This window comes from Bacillus fonticola, from assembly GCF_012955605.1.
GTDB lineage: Bacteria > Bacillota > Bacilli > Bacillales > JC228 > Bacillus_CG > Bacillus_CG fonticola.
Map to the genome: position 1 here is coordinate 1,626,723 of NZ_CP052135.1, position 16,763 is coordinate 1,643,485.

Consider the following 16,763-nt stretch of genomic DNA (forward strand, 5'->3'; position numbering starts at 1 on the left):
CGGATAGAAGAAAAGCAGATTTTGTGATTCTATATTCATATTCAACATCTAGTTCTGACTTCCTTCAATTATTCCTAGTAAATTAAAAAAGCAGAAAAAAATAAAGAACTTTGTCTCGGTTTACTATATTGGTAAAAATTAGGGTGGAACAAGACCCGTCCCCGTGTTTCCCGTGTTTCCCCTTCACACTAAGCATACCTTCATGTATAATAAGATATAAATAAAGAGAGAAGTGTATCGACACTTCCCTCTGCACCTCTACCGTCAGGGTGGTGGTTGTCAATGAATTTTATTTCTTTTGAGAACCACCCTCTTGCTTCCTACGGCGCGGGGTGGTTTTCTCGTTCTCTAGGACGTTTTTACGAAAAGAATGTGCGGTTACTTCACGCACCATTCCTTTCACAACATCTAGTTCTGACTTTCTTCAATTATTCCTAGTAAATTAAAAAAACAGAAAAAATAAAGAACTTTGTCTCTGTTTACTATATTGGTAAAAATTAGGGAAACACAAGAACCGTCCCCGTGTTTCCCCCTCACTCTAGCACATGGATAAATTCTTCAAAGGTTTTCACACTGATTAACTTTTGAACAATCGGAGGATTCTCGATAATATTCCCTAATAAATCATACATTGATTGCAAGTCTTCGGTACTGTTTTTCTTTACACAAAGTAAACAAATAAATTGTACTAGCCTATCATTCCAATTAATAGGTTTATCTAATGTGCAAATAGCAAGAAATGTAGTTTCAGATTTTGGTGCAATGGGATGGGGAACTGCCACCAAATTACCAAAGGATGTAGGGGATATTCCCTCCCGTTCATACACGGCCTCGAGAAAAGTATCTTCGACTAATCCATTTTTATGCAATTGGTTATGCATAAATTCCAAAACCTCTTCTTTAGAATTAAAGCTTTTTCTTAAATACATGAGCTCTTTTTGGAAATAACGATTTACACTCTGCTTGCTTTCAACTACAAAGTCCCTTATTTTCTTAAGGTCATTATCTCCCAAAATAGCATTTACCTCTACTACTGGTACAGGTAAATCCCCTGAAATTGGAATGGAACTGACAATAAAATCAATATCGTTTAAATCAAGTTTATCAAGCTTATAATATTCCGTTGTACCAATTACATCAATTTCTCTACTGAATTTAGACTTTATCTTATAATAGATCAGTTTTGCTGTACCCAAACCGGAAGCACAAACGATCAAGCAGCGTTTAGGACCTGATTTTAATTTTTGCCTTTCCATTGCCGCTCCAATATGAAGCGCAAGATATCCGATCTCATTTTCATTAATTTTGGTTCCTGTATGTTCTTCTATCACAACTCCTGCTATGATTCCCGCTTCAAATGCTAATGGATAGTTCTGTTTAATATCCTTAAGCATTGGGTTTCGTACATTCATTCCATATTTATAGCGATTGATCGAAGGTTTTAAGTGTAATCCCAAACCAATAATTAATTCTTTATCCAAACTTATTCCTAGATTAAATTCCGCTTCTATTTTTTCAAGCACTACCATGACTAATTGATACATATCACCTTCTAAAACTTGTTCAACAACTTCATCAGCATCATTCGTTTGAGATAACATTTTTGTACCTAGTAAGTGAATGGCAATATATGCGATTTCAGCTTGGGGAAATTGAACATGAAAGGTATCTTCAACTTCCTTCACAATCTGTTTCGCTACTAAATATTCCCTCTGATCAGTAATAGATTGCATATCTGCTTGATAAAATGTCACATGATATCCACTTTTTATCCGTTTATAGGCGATTGCAATATGGATGAGGAGATTATTCAATGCAATATCTGATAAGGTTATTTTATTGTTCTCTATTTGTCTCATTATTATAGCCAAAATAGAATCCAAATCTGTTTTAGCCAAAGACGCTAGATGTGCTTCAACAGGATGATCACTTGTCTCCTCATTACGATCGAATAAATATTCGGCCACACAGAAACGGCGTTTTAACTCGCTACCTCTAACAGTTAATCCATAATTAGGACGTGATTCCAGACGAATACCATATCCGCTCAATATATGTTTAACCTGTTTTAAATCATTTTGGATTGTTGATTTACTTACATACATTTCCTCAGCTAAATCATCAAGCTTTTCATACCCTTCACTTAACAATAAGCGTTTTATTAAATAAGTTAACCGTTCTTCTGGCGATTTCGGTATAACTGTGCTATCAGAAACCTCTTCCTTAAAAACAGATTGTAAATATTTACGGAACTTTAAAGCATCATCAATGAACAACTGATACCCTTTACCCATAATAGAATCGATATGTGCACCATTGTCGGAAATCGACGCATTAATACTTTTCACGTCTTCCCTTGTAGTACGTGGTGTTACCTGATTTATATTCGCTAAATATTTTCCTGTGAGAGTAGTTTGTGCCGCCATTAATTCGCGTAGAACTGTTTTCATTCTGGAGTTCAACATAGTGGTTCTTCTCCTTATAAAATGCATCCGTTATTCTACTATACCGCTAATATTGAAATACTAAAAGGCCCTGATTCTATCATGAACCAGAACCCATCAAATCATAGTTTAAAAATTACATTATATAAGATTGTTAAGGAATTGTGGTGAATAGTCTTTATGAGAGTCTCGAGCATTTCAGCAACTCCCATCCGCATTCCAAACAGGACATTTCATAATCCAACCGTTTTTGCCGCCTCGAATCAGTTAAAATCCATTATTCTCAGAAACTGCTTTGATCCAATGTGCACTTTTCTTCCATGTTCGTTTCTTCGTTTCAACATCAACAGAAATAAAGCCATAACGATTTTTGTAGGCATTCATCCATGACCAGTTATCCATAAAGGACCACAAATGGTACCCCTTTGCATTGCATCCTGCTTCGATTGCTTTGTGTAGCCATTTCAAGTGTTCACGAATAAATTCAATTCGGTAATCATCCTGAATTTCACCGTCCTGAATAAATCGACTTTCACCTTCGACTCCCATACCATTTTCTGAGATAAATGACTCGATATTTCCATAATTCTCTTTTAAATTGATCATGATGTCATAAATACCTTTTTCATAGATTTCCCAGCCACGATATTTATTCATCTTTCTACCAGGCATTTCATAGTTATCAAAAAACCAATCAGGCATAAATGGACTATATGGATTTGGTAAATGATCTTTTGCTTTTACCCTTCTTGGCTGGTAATAATTCACACCAAGAATATCCGCAGTATTGGCTTTTAACAATGCACCGTCACCTTTTTGTGTAACCGGTAATTGTCCATGCTCACGTAAGATTTCGATTAATTCTTCGGGGTATTCCCCTAATACTGCTGGATCAAGAAAGCTACGGTTGAAAAATAAATCTGCTATACGCGATGCTTTAAGATCAGCAGGGTTTTGGCTTCGTGGATACGAAGGTGTCAGGTTTAAAATAATACCTATTTTCCCACCATTAACGTCAAAGGTACGGAAAGCTTCAACAGCCTTTGCATGGGCAATCATCGTATGGTATGCCACCTGTGTCGCACGTCTTGCATCGACAACATTTGGATAATGGAAATCGTACAGGTAACCACCTTCCACCGGTACAATCGGTTCGTTGAATGTAAACCATTTTTCGACCCGGTCTCCGAATAGGCTAAAAGCTTCTTTTGCATAGTCTACATAAGCTTCTACTACTTCTCGATTTTCCCAACCACCTTCATGTTGTAATTCCAATGGCATATCAAAATGGAAAAGATTCACAAACGGTTCAATCCCGTTAGCAAGTAGCTCATCAATTACATTATTATAAAATGTCACAGCTTCTGGGTTAACTTCCCCGCGTCCACCGGGAATTAATCGAGCCCAGGAAATAGACATGCGGAATGTATTGTGACCAATTTCCTTCATCGTTTGAATATCTTCTTTATAGACATGATAAAAGTCTGAGGTGGACTCAGGTCCTACATTATCAAAAAAGCGATTGGGCTCTGTTTTATACCAGTGATCCCAAATATTTTCGCCTTTTCCACCTTCATGTGCTGCGCCTTCAATTTGTGTTGCGGAGGTTGCGCTTCCCCACCAGAAACCGCTTGGAAATTTATAATTTATAGACATATAGTTACCTCCCCTTATTTGTTTCGATAGATTTCAATAATTTCAACAGCTAGATCTCTAACAGTCATGGAAGTCATTAAATGATCCTGTGAATGAACTAAAATCACATTAACTCCAGTCCCCTCACCACTCGCTTCCTCCTGAAGTAGTTTGGTTTGGTAGCCATGTGCCTTCCCAAGCTCGGTACTTGCTTCTTCAATCAATCTGTCAGCTTCATCAAAATTACCCGCTTTTGCCTCTTGTATTGCCTCCATTGCGCTAGATTTACCATTTCCAGCATATAAAATAATTTGAAAGGAAATTTCTGTTAATTTATCCATGTGCCATTCACCTCTGAAGTCTGCAATATTGGGACAGGGGGCATCCCCTTGTCCCATAACCTTATTCCGCTTTTTGCGTTTCTTTTTTCTCAATCTCATAATAATTTTTGTCTAGGAGTTTTAAGAATGGCCACCAGATAACCATGACTACTACTAGGTTAAATGCTTGTAAAACGCCACCCTGCCATGCATTTCCTGTTGCCAAAAAGCCATTCAAAATAGGTGGCGTTGTCCATGGCACAATAATTCCGGCTGGCGGTGGAACCATACCTGTCGCCATCGCATAATACGTTATAATCGTAACAACCACCGGCGCTAATAGCCATGGAATAATAATCAATGGGTTCATAATGATTGGCAGTCCGAAAATAATTGGTTCATTTACGTTAAAGATTCCCGATGGTGCTCCCAATTTCCCCATTTCCTTAAGCTGCCTACTTCGTCCAATCATAAAAATTAAAATGATAACAGCTAAAGTCATACCAGATCCACCCATCCCAACTAAAAAGGAATCGATGAACTGTTTTGTAATTATGTTAGGAAGTTCAGTACCTGCCTGGAAAGCACTTAAATTCTCATCATTTAATGCATACCAGATTGGATCAAATACTGAGTTGACAATAATTTGGCCGTGCAACCCGAAGAACCAAAATACTTGAATCAATAATACAGCGATAATCGTTGCCGGCAATCCGCTACCCAATGCTGTTAAAGGTTCTTGAATGACGGTGTAAATGAAATTTTGCACAGTATCGAATGATGTATAACTAAATATAATGCGAATGATTAAAAATACAGTAAGCGTTAATGTAATTGGAATTAATGCACTAAATGATTTGGACACAGCTCCAGGAACACCAGCGGGCATCTTTATTGTCCAATTTTTTTGTACAAAAAACCGGTAAAGCTCGGCTGAAATAAAGGCTGTGAAAATACCAAGGAACATCCCTTGTGCACCAAGACTTGCTGTTGGAATAACACCAGAAACACCGTCAAGTACTTGTGGTGTCAAAATGAGAAAAGAAGCAAATGCTACAACACCACCGTAAATAGCTTCTCCCTTATAGTACTCCGTCAACTTATACCCAATCCCAATTATTACAAATGTTCCCATAATACTTAGCGTTGCAGCTGATGCTGGACCTAAAGCATCTTGATAGGCCGCAAAAGCATCTTCACTTATAAACTTATCAAGGAATGGGAAATTCGCAATAACCACGAATATCGAGCCAAAAATAATCAGTGGTAATGCTGTCATAAAACCATCACGCAATGCAGATAAATAACGATTGTTGTTTAATTTGTCTGCAATCGGTAACAAAATATCCTCCAAGAATTGCATAAATTTACTGTTCATATCGTTTCCCCCCTGTTTTGTTTACTCCCCAATTAATTCAAGGGCCTTATTCAAAACTGCCTTTCCATCTACTCGGCCATATGCCACAGGATCAATAACATCTAGTGGAATACCAACCTCTTCAGCTCTTTTAGAGAACTTTTTCTTCATAAACCTCATTTGTGGCCCAATTAATAAAACATCCGCCTTCTCCATATCAGCTGGCGCCTTATCCTGTGCCACAGCCCAAATCTCAACTTCTAAACCCTTTTCCTTAGCTTCCTCCTCCATTTTTTTTACCAACAAGCTAGTTGACATTCCTGATGAACATGCTAATAAAATACGTTTCATTTATAATTCCCCCAATTTTTTGTAAAGTTCAAGTTGTATTTCTATTGTAAAATACAACCGCTTTCAGCTACACACATTGTTTTTCCGTTAGATAGCGGAAATGATTAAGCGCTTACATTTTGGCTGGAAGGATAACTAAAAGCTCTCTACATAATGTAAAGAGCCCTCTATTATCTATTAATGTTTCAACAACGTGTCAACAACCACCTGTGTCTTCAATCCTTCAAGCCCATCCACAATCGGCTGTTTATCATTCTGAATACATGCAATAAAATGGTGTATCGCGTTTTCAAAGCCCCGCTGTCTGCCCACCGTTTCCCACGATGGAGGAGTTTTAATCACCGTTTTATCATCTTGTTCTATCTCCATCGTATGCATATTTTTAACACGTATAATTGTACCGTCTGAAAAAAGTTCTAATTGCTCTAGATTAGACCCAGCGTTACGATGCATTGCTGTAGTGAATGCTATTTTATCAGAAGATTCATAGGTATGTTGCGCAGAGATGAGCTGATTTTCATGGTTGATTTGTAGATTTTTATACATAGCCTGTAAGTCTCCATCTGCCAGCCAACGAACTGTGTCAACCAAATGAATGTAATCGTCCAGCATTGTAAACTTAGCTGAATTAGGACCAATTCCGTTAACCCTATGCTTTTCGAATCGGACCCAAGCTAACTGATTCGCTTTTTTCTTTGCCTCTATATACATCGGGGCAAAACGCCGGTTAAATCCCACCATTAACTTTCTTCCATGCTTATTACTTAAATCTACTAATTTCTCCGCCTCTGAAACTGTTGCCGCCAATGGCTTATCAACATAGACATCGATTCCTTTGTTTAAAAGCTCTGATACAACTTCATAATGAGAACCTGTTGAACTATGCACGAAGACCGCATCACAATTTTGTGCCAAGGCTGACAAACTGGCAAAATCCTGAATACGGTATTGCTTACATATAGATTTCCTTTTCTCCATACTCGGTGAAAAGGCACCAACAAACTCCCAGTCTATTTCTTTTGTAAGAATTGGCAGGTATGCTTTCTGCGCAATACCACCCAACCCAATCATTCCAACTCGAACCCTTCTCACTATCGCATCCCTCCTTGGGTTATATTGTGAAACTAGGGGATGGTTCTTTTAGCCCGAGTTACGGCTAGAAGGCTTTGGAATCCCCGTATATCAATATTCTTATGTTTTATTTGGTCACTACAACCTTTTTCAGTTTACTTTGAAAAATCACCCTATTCCCCTATACTATGTAAACACCTTCTTTGATTAAATTCAGACTAACAGTAGAAGCAAAAGGGGAAAAAAGTCAACTACATCAGGCATTTTCCTTAGGTCACTACAATTAAAAAGTGAGAATTAAAATCCTATAATATCAAGGTTTATGAGGTGCCATATACCCCATTTTAGCCTTTTTACAAAATTTTTGCCGAAACTTGGGGGAACACAAGAATTGTCCCCGTGTTTTGTCTCGGTTGCCCTATAGCACATCATCATGTAATATGAGAAAATGCAGAGTAGAAATAAAAAGACCGTGGTAGATAATAGCACTACACACGGTCAAAGCAACCACATACCGCGGAATTAGCGGCTAACCTGTGAGTAAGAAATAGTCACCCAACTTGGGTCGGAGGGGTGGCTATTTCTTTTTGTTTACGGCGACAACGATAGCTACGATTGTTCCTGTATACACAGCCTGAAACGTCTGTGCAGCAATGACAATTGTAACAGGGCACCGTCACTACTTTTCCTTCACACTAAGCATATCTTTATGTATAATGAGATATAAATAAAGAGAGAAGTGTTTGACACTTCTCCCTGCAACCTCTACCGCCAGGGTGGTGGTTGTCAAAAATTATTTACTTTTCTGAGAACCACCCTTTTGCTTGTGACGGCGTAGGGTGGTTTTCTTGTCCTCTAGTACGTTTTTTCGAAAGAGAAATGCCGCACTTTCACGCATTACCCCTTTCAAAATTTCACGAACGACTTCAAGAAATGTTTCCATGATTATCACCTCCCTCCCGATCCAAATCGGAAAGAAGACAGACAACCAACCACCCTCACAATATTCAGTTGCACACTTCCATTATACACTCACTTATTGAAGATTACTAGAGAAACAAGAAACATACGTTCCCGTCCATAAGAGACTATTCAATTCACCCTTTTGTAAGGCTTATAAAGCGTTTATCTATTTTAACTATTTACTCGTTAATTAACAACCGTGAAACAAGAGAGTTCGGGTGGTGCCTGTGAATTGCGCCCATGATAGTAGACACGAATAATTCAGGAAATCCATGACCATAATGGTGAAAAAAAGGAGCGATTCGATGTCTACTAAAAGAAGTTATAAATCTTATTCGTTTGAACTCAAACTGGATGCAGTTAAAAGAGTACAAGCTGGAGAAAGTGTAAAGGTTGTAGCCAAACAATTAGATGTGGTTGATCCTGATTATATTTATGTGTGGATTGATAAATATGAAACCTATGGAGAAGTTGGCTTAAAACGCAAGAAGAGAAACAGTTCCATAAGTGACCAAGATATAATTAAAGATTTGGAAATGGAGAATGAAATACTAAAAAAGTATCTTCAAATTCAACGAAAGGAGGGAAAAAGGCAAAGTTCAAGGTAGTTGACGAAATGAAGTCTAAATACCCCGTCTCTAAAATATGTGACAAACTTGAAGTGTCGCGAGGCGGATACTATAAATATGTAAAGAATAAAGGGAAACAGAAAAGAGTATCTAATAAAGATAAGGAATTAAAAGAATATATCACAATTGTTTATAACGAACACCAAAAGAACTTTGGTTATCGAAAGGTTCACGGGGAATTGAGAAACGAACACAACCTTCCAGTAGGCGAAAAAGTCGTTAGAAGGTTAATGCGAGAGTTAGGATTAAAGAGCCAAACACGTAAGAAAAAGAGTAAATCAGTGAACGGGAATAAAGTGACAGCAGCTGGTTATATCTATCAGAACCTATTAAAAAGAGATTTCTCCATCACTAAAATTAGTGAAAAATGGGCTACAGATGTGACTGAATTTCCAATTGGTGATAAAAAGCTTTACCTCTCTGCTTTATTAGATTTACATGATAACTTTGTTTTAGGATATCATATCAACTATCTGAAGTTCACGACGTCAAACTGGTAGAGGATACGCTTATGTCTTCATTAGAATCTAGAAAACCAGAAGAGGGTATCATTCTTCATTCTGACCGCGGAATGCCCTACCGTTCCACTCGATGGAATGAATTAATGGGCACGTGTAACATCCTCCCAAGCATGTCTAGAAAAGCGAATGCCCTTGATAATGCATGCATAGAAAGCTTCTGCTCATTTTTAAAGACGGAGCATAAAGAATTAAAATTAGTCAAGAAAATAGAGTTAGCCAAGCAAATCATCCATGAATATATAGACTATTATAATCATAAGCGCATTCAAGGAGTTTTAAATTACAGGACCCTGCTTACTACGGTAAAGCGAGTTAAAAGCGGGCAGATGCCAAGGATTCTCCTTCTCATCTTGACAAGCCAACCTCTCTGAGACACTTTCAGGATGATGAGAAGGAAAGGAACTAAGTCTTAAAGGAACTGGTTCCTTCAGTGAAAACCGAATTTATATTGTCTACTTTTAGGATCGCAACGCACAGGCACTCTGCCATCAAATGTTTGGCACCGAAATGAAAAAGTTTGCGGCGATACTCAACGTTATGTATAATATGAATAAATGTAGCGTAGAAATAAAAAAGACCGCGGTAGCTACAACTACACACGGTCAGGTAACAACTCATGCCGCAAGGATTAGCGGCTAACCTGTTAAGGGCATAGAAATAGTCACCCTACTTTGGTCGGTGAGGGTGGCTATTTCTTTTTATTTATGGCGACAACGATGGCTACGATTGTTCCTGTGTACACAGCCTGAAATGTCTGTGCAGCAATGACAATTGCAACAATTTCTGTTGTCTCCATGAGCTTCACCCCCTCCAAAGGGAGTGTTAGTGGATTGCGCCCATCATAGCAGACACGTATACTTCAGGAAATGTATTTGAGCATTGCTACGGACTCTTTTTTCGTATGTACTAAGCATTGTTGCTAATTTTCCCATCAATTCTGTACCAATTCCCTCGTCATGTGGAATTTTTATAAACCATTCCTTTAATACTTCTTCCGTATGAACACCTGTCTTTCCTTTACCGCGGTTATATCTCGATGAATTCATGTTTTTATAGCCGATGAATTTACTCGGACCAAATAAATCGAGTTCGGTTATATAATACCAATGTTTGAACATAGTCAATTGTGTTACAATGTCTAATTCATTTTCCAAGTCTTCATTGAACTGTTTTACGTTTTGTTTCACTTCATCAAGACTTGTAACTAATTCTCCTAGAAAAACACCTGGCTCATATACTTTTCTTTCATCCATTCTTCTATTCCCCCTGTTAATCACAACAAATTCTGCTAGATTAAAAGTTTTGGTTGTTCCTTTATATTTACAATTCAAAAATTTTATGGTCTGTTTTGTTCTTATAGTAAAGATACTTTAGTATGTAAATCATCAACTTTCAACGCTTTATCTATTACTCCACTTCAACTACAAGTGCCTAAAACTGTTCATAAATTCGAGCGATGACAGGCATCATCCTGTAAACAGTCACTTTCCTTCCTCTGAAAAACCTTCGATATTTTCATATTCCCCCAGTATAGAAACTGTACTTCTCCGGAGTAATGTGCTACCTTTTTTGCATATTATGAGGGGGAGTTTTTTATTTTGATTATTCCTTATGATTTCGAGATAGAGCTGAGTGAGTATGCTGTATTAGGAAAAGAGAATGATTTTCCAATGTTTGATCAATGTCCAAACTGTCAGTGTCCTTCACCAGGAAACATACATAGACATGGCTATTATTGGCGTTTTGGCGTGACGGAGGAGGAGACCGTTAGGGTTCCCATCTGCCGAATGAAATGCTTACAGTGTAAAGTGAGCTTATCCATCCTTCCGGACTTTTTCATTCCCTACTTTCAACATACAATTCATACGATCTTACAGAGGGTTTATCAGCTATTACATGATAAGAAAGGAAAGAGTAGTCGACAATTACTAAGATTTCACCTAACGAGGTTCTGTAAGAGTCTAAAGTGGGTTCATACATTTCTAGTAACTTTAGGTGTGGTAAGCGGGTTTTCAGCAGATATAAAAAAAGAGGCCATAAAATATTTGAACCTGCTCCGAGATTTTGGCGAATCCACCTTCTTACGAAGGTCTTGGGGGCATAATTCATCATACTTTATGGCACATTAATTCTACCATATTTTTAGCGATATAAAAAAATTGTTCATCCCACACACTTTTTTCATAGTCGGAAAACCCCGAAAAAAGTAGAATAATAACCATGGATGACCGGTCGTCCTTCTCACTAAAAGGAGGAAGATTCCATGAATGAAAAAGAACGGGAACAAGTAGCCTTATTTCGGTATGGACTAATTGCCCCACTATTAAATGAACAGGTGGATGCCAAAGAATACTTTGGAGAGTTAGTAGGAAAGGTTCACTCCATTCCTTATTATGGAGAGCGAACCGTCGCAGAAAAAACGATGAAGGAATGGCTGCTTCATTACCGCAGACATGGGTTTGAAGCATTAAAGCCGAAGAAACGGACAGACCGAGGAAATTCGAGAAGGTTATCGGCTGATGACCAAGATCAACTTCTCGAACTACGAAAAAAAATTCTCCATATGCCCGTGAGTGTCTTCTATGAGCACCTCATTGAGCTAGGAGAAATAAAGAAAAATACAATATCATACTCTACTATAAACCGATTACTTAAAAAACACAATCTAGTAGGGAAAAGAATTGTCGCAACCCCTGAAAGAAAAAGGTTTGCCCATGAACGAGTCAATCATTTATGGCAGGGGGATCTGTCTCACGGGCCTTACATTCCGATTGATGGCAAAAAGAAAAAGACGTTTCTAATCGCTTATATTGATGATTGTTCTCGTCTCGTTCCGTTTGGTCAGTTTTTCTCATCAGAGAAATTCGACGGTGTAAGAGTCGTGACCAAAGAGGCCCTTCTTCGAAGGGGAAAGCCAACGATGATTTATGCCGATAATGGCAAGATTTATCGTTCAGAAACTCTTCAATATGCATGTGCTCAATTAGGGATAACGCTAGCTCACACACAGCCTTACGACCCTCGTGCGAAAGGCAAGATTGAAAGGCTCTTTAAAACGATTCAAACGAGGTTCTATCCTTTACTCCAAGCAAAACCAGTAGACTCTTTAGAAGAGCTAAATGAACGGTTTTGGCGTTGGCTAGAAGAAGACTATCATCGTCGTATTCATGCATCTTTAGATGGAAAGACTCCGCATGAAGTCTACCAATCTCAATTGGAGAACGTGACGCTTCTTGAGAATACAGCGATTCTAGACACGATCTTTTTGAAGAGAGAACACCGAAAGGTGAAAGCCGATAGTACAATCACTTTAAACAAACAACTCTATGAGGTACCCCCACGTTTTATCGGACAATCCATTGATGTCCGCTTTGATGAGACAGGCATTTTTGTATTTGAAGAGGATCAAAGGGTGGCTGAAGCAGTACCTGTATCAATGACAGACAATGCCAAAGCAAAACGAGTGCGTTCTCCCTTTACCTTAACGGACGAAAAGGAGGGGAACGACTATGTATAAGTCTTTCTATTCCTTGGCTCAAACACCATTTTCTAAAAACTTGCGTTCGGCTGATGCCTTCCAATCAACTGACCACCAAGGTGCTCTTGGAGCACTCGATTACTTGAAGAAATCAAGAGGAATGGGTCTTCTTATCGGTGATCCCGGTGTGGGCAAAACCTTTACGTTGCGAACGTTTAAAGAATCATTGAATCCCTCGCTGTACCATGTCGTCTATTTCCCTCTTTCGACAGGAGGCGTTATGGACTTCTATCGAGGCTTAGTTTACGGTTTAGGAGAAGAGCCGAAATTCCGTAAAGTGGATGTATTTCGCCAAATTCAGCAAGGAATTGAACGAATGGCCCATGAACGGAAGATGACCCCTGTTTTCATACTCGATGAAATGCATTTGTCTAAAGATGCGTTTCTACAAGACTTAGCGATTCTATTTAACTTTCAGATGGACTCAACGAATCCATTTATCTTGATTTTAGCTGGGTTGCCACACCTAAAGACACGCTTGTCTATTAATCATCACAGACCCCTATCCCAGCGATTGATAATGAAATATGAGATACAGCCTCTAGTGAAGGAAGAAGTAGCCGAGTATATCGACCACCATATGAAGCTAGCTGGAGCTAAGATGCCTATTTTTACGGAGGCAGCTATTGAGGCGATTGCTTTACGGTCACAAGGACGACCTCGTGTTATTAACACGTTAACCATTAATAGCTTACTATTTGGAACGCAGCAGAAAAAAGAACAGATCGATGAAGAAGTGGTACGCTTAGCGATCGAGGATAGTGGGTTATGATGACAAAAGGAATTATGATCTATAATCAGGAAGAACAAGAATGGAGATTATGGATTGGGCATCAAGACTACTGGATTCAACAAGGTTATTTCTTTGAACTATTCATTCAAGGGCAGTGTTTTCAAGCCTATCTTCAGAAGGATTTAGACTGGTTTATCACGATAGAGGATGATGTCAAACTAGTGCTGCACATACAGGAAGTCTATAAAGTAAGCGTTCAGCTAGAGGATTTTATAAAAGTCGAAGACCCGTTTTAGGGTCTCTCTTTTTCATTTTAAGAACTGGATTAATTTGAACAGAGTTTTGCATATTCCGGAATAACGTGGAAAACTGAGCACATTATTTCATATTTTCTCCCGCAATAATTTGAAAATGAGGTGCTGAAATAATGTGCTCGTTTACAATCATCCCATCCAATTTTTTTGCCTATACGAATCTTGTTATGTATAATGGGCATATAATAAAAGAGAGAAGTGTTCGAGCACACTTTCCCTACAGCCTCTACCGTCAGGGTGGTGGTTGTCAAAATATTTAATGTTTATCTTGAGAACCACCCTCTTGCTTGTGACGGCGTAGGGTGGTTTTCTTGTCTTCTAGTACGTTTTTCCGAAAGAGAAATGCGGCAATTTCACGCACTGCCCCTTTCAAAATTTCGCGAACGAATTCAAGAAATGTTTCCATGATTATCACCTCCCTTCCGATCCAAATCGGAAAGAAGACTAACAATCAACCACCCTCACAATATTCAGCTGTATCCCTCTATTATACACTCTTGTATAGAAGTTTACTAGAGAAAAAGGAAGCATATGTTTCTAATACATAAGAAATCTCTGTCCTGCTTCTGCACTCACCTACCCAGTCTTGCCGCGCGATCAATCTTGTTCAATACAAAAATTTCCTGTTTTTCTTTGTCTGTTAACTCCCTTTCTGACAAGTTGTCAATAAGTTGATCTATTATCTTTTTTTCGTTTCTAGTCATATCTTTGTAGGTCCCACGCAATAATCCAACAATGGAAAACCACATGCCTACATTTGGAAGGAGACCTGCTCCGCCGAGTACGTAGTTTTTCCAATCTATTTTTTTGTGACTATTATCCTGACTAATTTCGTAAAGTAGTTGGTTATATTCATCTACTTTCTCTTTGCGTTCATTAGCTGTCAGTTGTTCAAAGTCAGAAAGCATATTTCTTAATGTTTCTCTAGTATGATGACGGTCTGCAATCTGATCAAATTCTGTTATAGGTAAGGACTCTGCTACATCGAACAATTTTAAGCTATGGGATTCTTGTCGGTGTAGTTGCTTTAACTTCATTAAAGTTTGTTGCTGCTCGCTGTGAGGGTACTTATAGCTGTTTAAAATGTCGCCGACGATGTTAGCCACTCCAATGTTGCTATAAACTTTTCGTCCATCTGTTTCTTGAAATGGATAGTAGGTTGCATTTAAAGCATTAGAAATATAAATAGGAGAACTATTGGCTAGGAATTCGAAGTTGACTTTTTCATTTCCTTTAATGGATGGAATGAATTGATGAACTCCAATGTTAGCCAGTTGAAACGGACTATCAAAAGTAAGTATCTCCATACTTTTATTTTTGGCTTGAATCGGCCAGGTTAGCATTTTAAAAAGGTCTTCGCTTGAGACGTTTATTTGTTCTGAAATTTTATCACAAATAATCCGTAATAAATTCCATCCGTCTGAACCAAGATGATTCATGATAGACTGCTGGGCGATCTCTGTAAATTCTACCGCTAAAAGTGCATGGATCCCTCTTCTAGTAACTAATGAAAACTCATCAATAGCAAAAGCATTCTTAATTAGCTCCTGATTGTACCGTTTTTCGTCATTAACTAGGAAAAGTTTCATTCTACCTCTTCGAATAAGTTCCCAAAGTTCCTCTATCTGCATCCCTTGTTGTTCTAGCCACATTCTTGTATTCTTCTTATCATCCATTTCTAATGGTGGAGCAATATAAACGACATCATACAAAAGAAGATGATTCCGCAAATTCAAATTTGAAAAGACAGAAAAATCTAGGTAGCATTTTGTTACATGTTCTTGGTAAAAATACAGCTTGTCTTTCGTATACTCCCCTGTATATATTTTCTCCGCATTTCTAAACCACAAATCAGCATCTCGAGTTGAAAATGGCATCGTGCGGTATGTCTGAACGTGGAGGGCCCTTTCATTTACTGGAGGCGTAGAAACCCCTTGATTCCTTATATGAACTGTTTCGATCGAAGGATTAAGCTTACAAATAAGTTTTTCAATATTCTCCCGCTCTTCCAAAGTTAAGGTGCTTGAACCGGCGATTGAAACATGCGTAACTTTATCTCGAAATAAAACAGAACCGACTTTTTGACTAGCATATCGTTGGAGAACAGTATCCCAATCCGAAGAACTTGTAAGACTTCCGTTATGCACCTCAAAGGTATACTTCCCCCATTTTAATTTCAAAGCATGGTGAAAATTATATAATTCCTGCGGTGAAGCGTGCACAGTAATGATCTTATAGTGGCTCCCAGTTCTATCAGCTATAACCGACTTAATAAAAACAAAGCTTTTACTTATTTCAACGATTTTCTCCCAGTAGTTTTCTAAGACAAATCTAATGATTATATTTGAAAAGGGGGTTACCGTCTGAGTAAACTCTCGCAATTCATGCAACATGCCCTGCTTTTGCTCAGCATCATCTACGACTTCTATAATTAGTTCGTGATATGTATAGTCCACGTATAAGCCTTCAAACTTCAAAGCGTGAAACTTACTTTCAAGAATTGTTCTCAACTGCATGATCGTTAACGGGAACCCTCTGAATCCTGAAACTGGGTTTGGAATAGAAGGAATCTTTTTATTGTATTTCTCCGGTACGTAAGTCGATAGTGCTATTGCTTCTGCAGCGGGTCGAATTGAATAATCAAACGTTTTAACCATTTCATCAAAATACTCCAGCGAAGAAAGGCAGACGATGACATAAGCCCGATGGTCAACCTCATAAATTTCCGTCTCTAAACCTAAAAACTCGTTCCTTAATCTAAAATCTACTCTTTGCACTTGATAGTCAAAACTTTGCATGGATACCCCTTCTTAACGTCCAGAACTCGAAATTCCTTTGGATCCATTCTCTTCCCACAAGCATGACTCATCCCCCTCATTCATAATTT

General features: G+C 38.3%; 17 protein-coding genes. 7 read left to right on the top strand and 10 right to left on the bottom strand.

The features are described 5' to 3' along the window. Nucleotides 1-533: 533 nt before the first annotated feature. The 7 genes from HHK01_RS07995 to HHK01_RS08025 all read right to left on the bottom strand — a co-directional run bounded on the left by HHK01_RS07995 (nucleotide 534) and on the right by HHK01_RS08025 (nucleotide 8,121). Nucleotides 534-2,450 (bottom strand): BglG family transcription antiterminator, encoded by a 1,917-nt coding sequence (locus tag HHK01_RS07995; RefSeq protein ID WP_265575533.1) that lies wholly within the window; start codon nucleotides 2,448-2,450, stop codon nucleotides 534-536. 261 nt (nucleotides 2,451-2,711) lie between these two features. Continuing rightward, on the bottom strand, nucleotides 2,712-4,100 hold the full coding sequence (locus HHK01_RS08000; RefSeq protein WP_170007297.1) for a glycoside hydrolase family 1 protein: 1,389 nt from the start codon (nucleotides 4,098-4,100) through the stop codon (nucleotides 2,712-2,714). A gap of 14 nt (nucleotides 4,101-4,114) precedes the next feature. Then, nucleotides 4,115-4,420 (bottom strand): PTS sugar transporter subunit IIA, encoded by a 306-nt coding sequence (locus HHK01_RS08005; RefSeq protein WP_170007298.1) that lies wholly within the window; start codon nucleotides 4,418-4,420, stop codon nucleotides 4,115-4,117. Between the two features lie 61 nt (nucleotides 4,421-4,481). Further along, nucleotides 4,482-5,777: a PTS cellobiose transporter subunit IIC gene (gene celB, locus HHK01_RS08010; protein ID WP_170007299.1), complete on the bottom strand. Its 1,296-nt coding sequence runs from the start codon at nucleotides 5,775-5,777 to the stop codon at nucleotides 4,482-4,484. 21 nt (nucleotides 5,778-5,798) lie between these two features. Then, nucleotides 5,799-6,107: a PTS sugar transporter subunit IIB gene (locus HHK01_RS08015; RefSeq protein WP_170007300.1), complete on the bottom strand. Its 309-nt coding sequence runs from the start codon at nucleotides 6,105-6,107 to the stop codon at nucleotides 5,799-5,801. Nucleotides 6,108-6,284: 177 nt separating this feature from the next. After that, the gene (locus tag HHK01_RS08020; protein ID WP_170007301.1) at nucleotides 6,285-7,199 is read right to left on the bottom strand and encodes a Gfo/Idh/MocA family protein; all 915 of its coding nucleotides are present in this window, start codon (nucleotides 7,197-7,199) and stop codon (nucleotides 6,285-6,287) included. Nucleotides 7,200-7,971: 772 nt separating this feature from the next. Then, entirely contained in the window at nucleotides 7,972-8,121 is a 150-nt protein-coding gene (locus HHK01_RS08025) for a hypothetical protein (RefSeq protein ID WP_170007302.1), read from the bottom strand. A gap of 325 nt (nucleotides 8,122-8,446) precedes the next feature. Here HHK01_RS08025 and HHK01_RS08030 point away from each other — a divergent pair, with 325 nt between their 5' ends. Genes HHK01_RS08030 through HHK01_RS15915 form a run of 3 tightly spaced genes read left to right on the top strand, consistent with a single transcriptional unit; the run spans nucleotide 8,447 to nucleotide 9,662 of the window. Next, nucleotides 8,447-8,749 carry a helix-turn-helix domain-containing protein gene (locus HHK01_RS08030; RefSeq protein ID WP_228027515.1) on the top strand — a complete coding sequence of 101 codons (303 nt, stop codon included), beginning with the start codon at nucleotides 8,447-8,449 and terminating at the stop codon, nucleotides 8,747-8,749. 8 nt (nucleotides 8,750-8,757) lie between these two features. Then, the gene (locus HHK01_RS08035) at nucleotides 8,758-9,270 is read left to right on the top strand and encodes an IS3 family transposase (RefSeq protein WP_170007303.1); all 513 of its coding nucleotides are present in this window, start codon (nucleotides 8,758-8,760) and stop codon (nucleotides 9,268-9,270) included. A gap of 11 nt (nucleotides 9,271-9,281) precedes the next feature. Next, on the top strand, nucleotides 9,282-9,662 hold the full coding sequence (locus HHK01_RS15915) for an integrase core domain-containing protein (protein WP_407646898.1): 381 nt from the start codon (nucleotides 9,282-9,284) through the stop codon (nucleotides 9,660-9,662). A gap of 468 nt (nucleotides 9,663-10,130) precedes the next feature. On the opposite strand, the gene HHK01_RS08045 is transcribed toward HHK01_RS15915, so the two are convergent. Continuing rightward, nucleotides 10,131-10,544, bottom strand: coding sequence for a hypothetical protein (locus HHK01_RS08045; RefSeq protein WP_170007304.1), 414 nt, complete (start codon nucleotides 10,542-10,544; stop codon nucleotides 10,131-10,133). 417 nt (nucleotides 10,545-10,961) lie between these two features. On the opposite strand from HHK01_RS08045, the gene HHK01_RS15920 reads away from it, so the two are divergent. From HHK01_RS15920 to HHK01_RS08060, 4 genes are all read left to right on the top strand, one after another. Then, the gene (locus HHK01_RS15920) at nucleotides 10,962-11,420 is read left to right on the top strand and encodes a DUF6431 domain-containing protein (protein WP_228027714.1); all 459 of its coding nucleotides are present in this window, start codon (nucleotides 10,962-10,964) and stop codon (nucleotides 11,418-11,420) included. Between the two features lie 134 nt (nucleotides 11,421-11,554). Next, entirely contained in the window at nucleotides 11,555-12,808 is a 1,254-nt protein-coding gene (locus HHK01_RS08050; protein ID WP_170006483.1) for a DDE-type integrase/transposase/recombinase, read from the top strand. Further along, nucleotides 12,801-13,601, top strand: a complete 801-nt coding sequence (locus tag HHK01_RS08055) for an ExeA family protein (RefSeq protein WP_170006484.1) — start codon at nucleotides 12,801-12,803, stop codon at nucleotides 13,599-13,601. The genes HHK01_RS08050 and HHK01_RS08055 overlap by 8 nt, the downstream gene beginning before the upstream one ends. Next, nucleotides 13,598-13,858 carry a hypothetical protein gene (locus HHK01_RS08060; RefSeq protein ID WP_170007305.1) on the top strand — a complete coding sequence of 87 codons (261 nt, stop codon included), beginning with the start codon at nucleotides 13,598-13,600 and terminating at the stop codon, nucleotides 13,856-13,858. The genes HHK01_RS08055 and HHK01_RS08060 overlap by 4 nt, the downstream gene beginning before the upstream one ends. 274 nt (nucleotides 13,859-14,132) lie before the next feature. Here the strand turns inward: HHK01_RS08060 and HHK01_RS08065 are convergent, their stop codons facing one another. Together HHK01_RS08065 and HHK01_RS08070 are read right to left on the bottom strand one after the other, a co-directional pair. Next, entirely contained in the window at nucleotides 14,133-14,282 is a 150-nt protein-coding gene (locus tag HHK01_RS08065) for a hypothetical protein (RefSeq protein ID WP_170007306.1), read from the bottom strand. A gap of 166 nt (nucleotides 14,283-14,448) precedes the next feature. Then, nucleotides 14,449-16,674: a hypothetical protein gene (locus HHK01_RS08070; RefSeq protein WP_170007307.1), complete on the bottom strand. Its 2,226-nt coding sequence runs from the start codon at nucleotides 16,672-16,674 to the stop codon at nucleotides 14,449-14,451. Between the last annotated feature and the right edge of the window lie 89 nt (nucleotides 16,675-16,763).

What these genes read in the sequence shown, in the direction of transcription:
- HHK01_RS08055 (WP_170006484.1), top strand. Translation starts at nt 12,801, where the DNA reads ATGTATAAGTCTTTCTATTCCTTGGCTCAAACACCATTTTCTAAAAAC.
- HHK01_RS15920 (WP_228027714.1), top strand. Translation starts at nt 10,962, where the DNA reads ATGTTTGATCAATGTCCAAACTGTCAGTGTCCTTCACCAGGAAACATA.
- HHK01_RS08070 (WP_170007307.1), bottom strand. Translation starts at nt 16,674, where the DNA reads ATGCAAAGTTTTGACTATCAAGTGCAAAGAGTAGATTTTAGATTAAGG.
- HHK01_RS08015 (WP_170007300.1), bottom strand. Translation starts at nt 6,107, where the DNA reads ATGAAACGTATTTTATTAGCATGTTCATCAGGAATGTCAACTAGCTTG.
- HHK01_RS08035 (WP_170007303.1), top strand. Translation starts at nt 8,758, where the DNA reads ATGAAGTCTAAATACCCCGTCTCTAAAATATGTGACAAACTTGAAGTG.
- HHK01_RS08065 (WP_170007306.1), bottom strand. Translation starts at nt 14,282, where the DNA reads ATGGAAACATTTCTTGAATTCGTTCGCGAAATTTTGAAAGGGGCAGTG.
- HHK01_RS08000 (WP_170007297.1), bottom strand. Translation starts at nt 4,100, where the DNA reads ATGTCTATAAATTATAAATTTCCAAGCGGTTTCTGGTGGGGAAGCGCA.
- HHK01_RS08030 (WP_228027515.1), top strand. Translation starts at nt 8,447, where the DNA reads ATGTCTACTAAAAGAAGTTATAAATCTTATTCGTTTGAACTCAAACTG.
- HHK01_RS08050 (WP_170006483.1), top strand. Translation starts at nt 11,555, where the DNA reads ATGAATGAAAAAGAACGGGAACAAGTAGCCTTATTTCGGTATGGACTA.
- HHK01_RS08005 (WP_170007298.1), bottom strand. Translation starts at nt 4,420, where the DNA reads ATGGATAAATTAACAGAAATTTCCTTTCAAATTATTTTATATGCTGGA.
- celB (WP_170007299.1), bottom strand. Translation starts at nt 5,777, where the DNA reads ATGAACAGTAAATTTATGCAATTCTTGGAGGATATTTTGTTACCGATT.
- HHK01_RS07995 (WP_265575533.1), bottom strand. Translation starts at nt 2,450, where the DNA reads ATGAAAACAGTTCTACGCGAATTAATGGCGGCACAAACTACTCTCACA.
- HHK01_RS08060 (WP_170007305.1), top strand. Translation starts at nt 13,598, where the DNA reads ATGATGACAAAAGGAATTATGATCTATAATCAGGAAGAACAAGAATGG.
- HHK01_RS15915 (WP_407646898.1), top strand. Translation starts at nt 9,282, where the DNA reads ATGTCTTCATTAGAATCTAGAAAACCAGAAGAGGGTATCATTCTTCAT.
- HHK01_RS08025 (WP_170007302.1), bottom strand. Translation starts at nt 8,121, where the DNA reads ATGGAAACATTTCTTGAAGTCGTTCGTGAAATTTTGAAAGGGGTAATG.
- HHK01_RS08045 (WP_170007304.1), bottom strand. Translation starts at nt 10,544, where the DNA reads ATGGATGAAAGAAAAGTATATGAGCCAGGTGTTTTTCTAGGAGAATTA.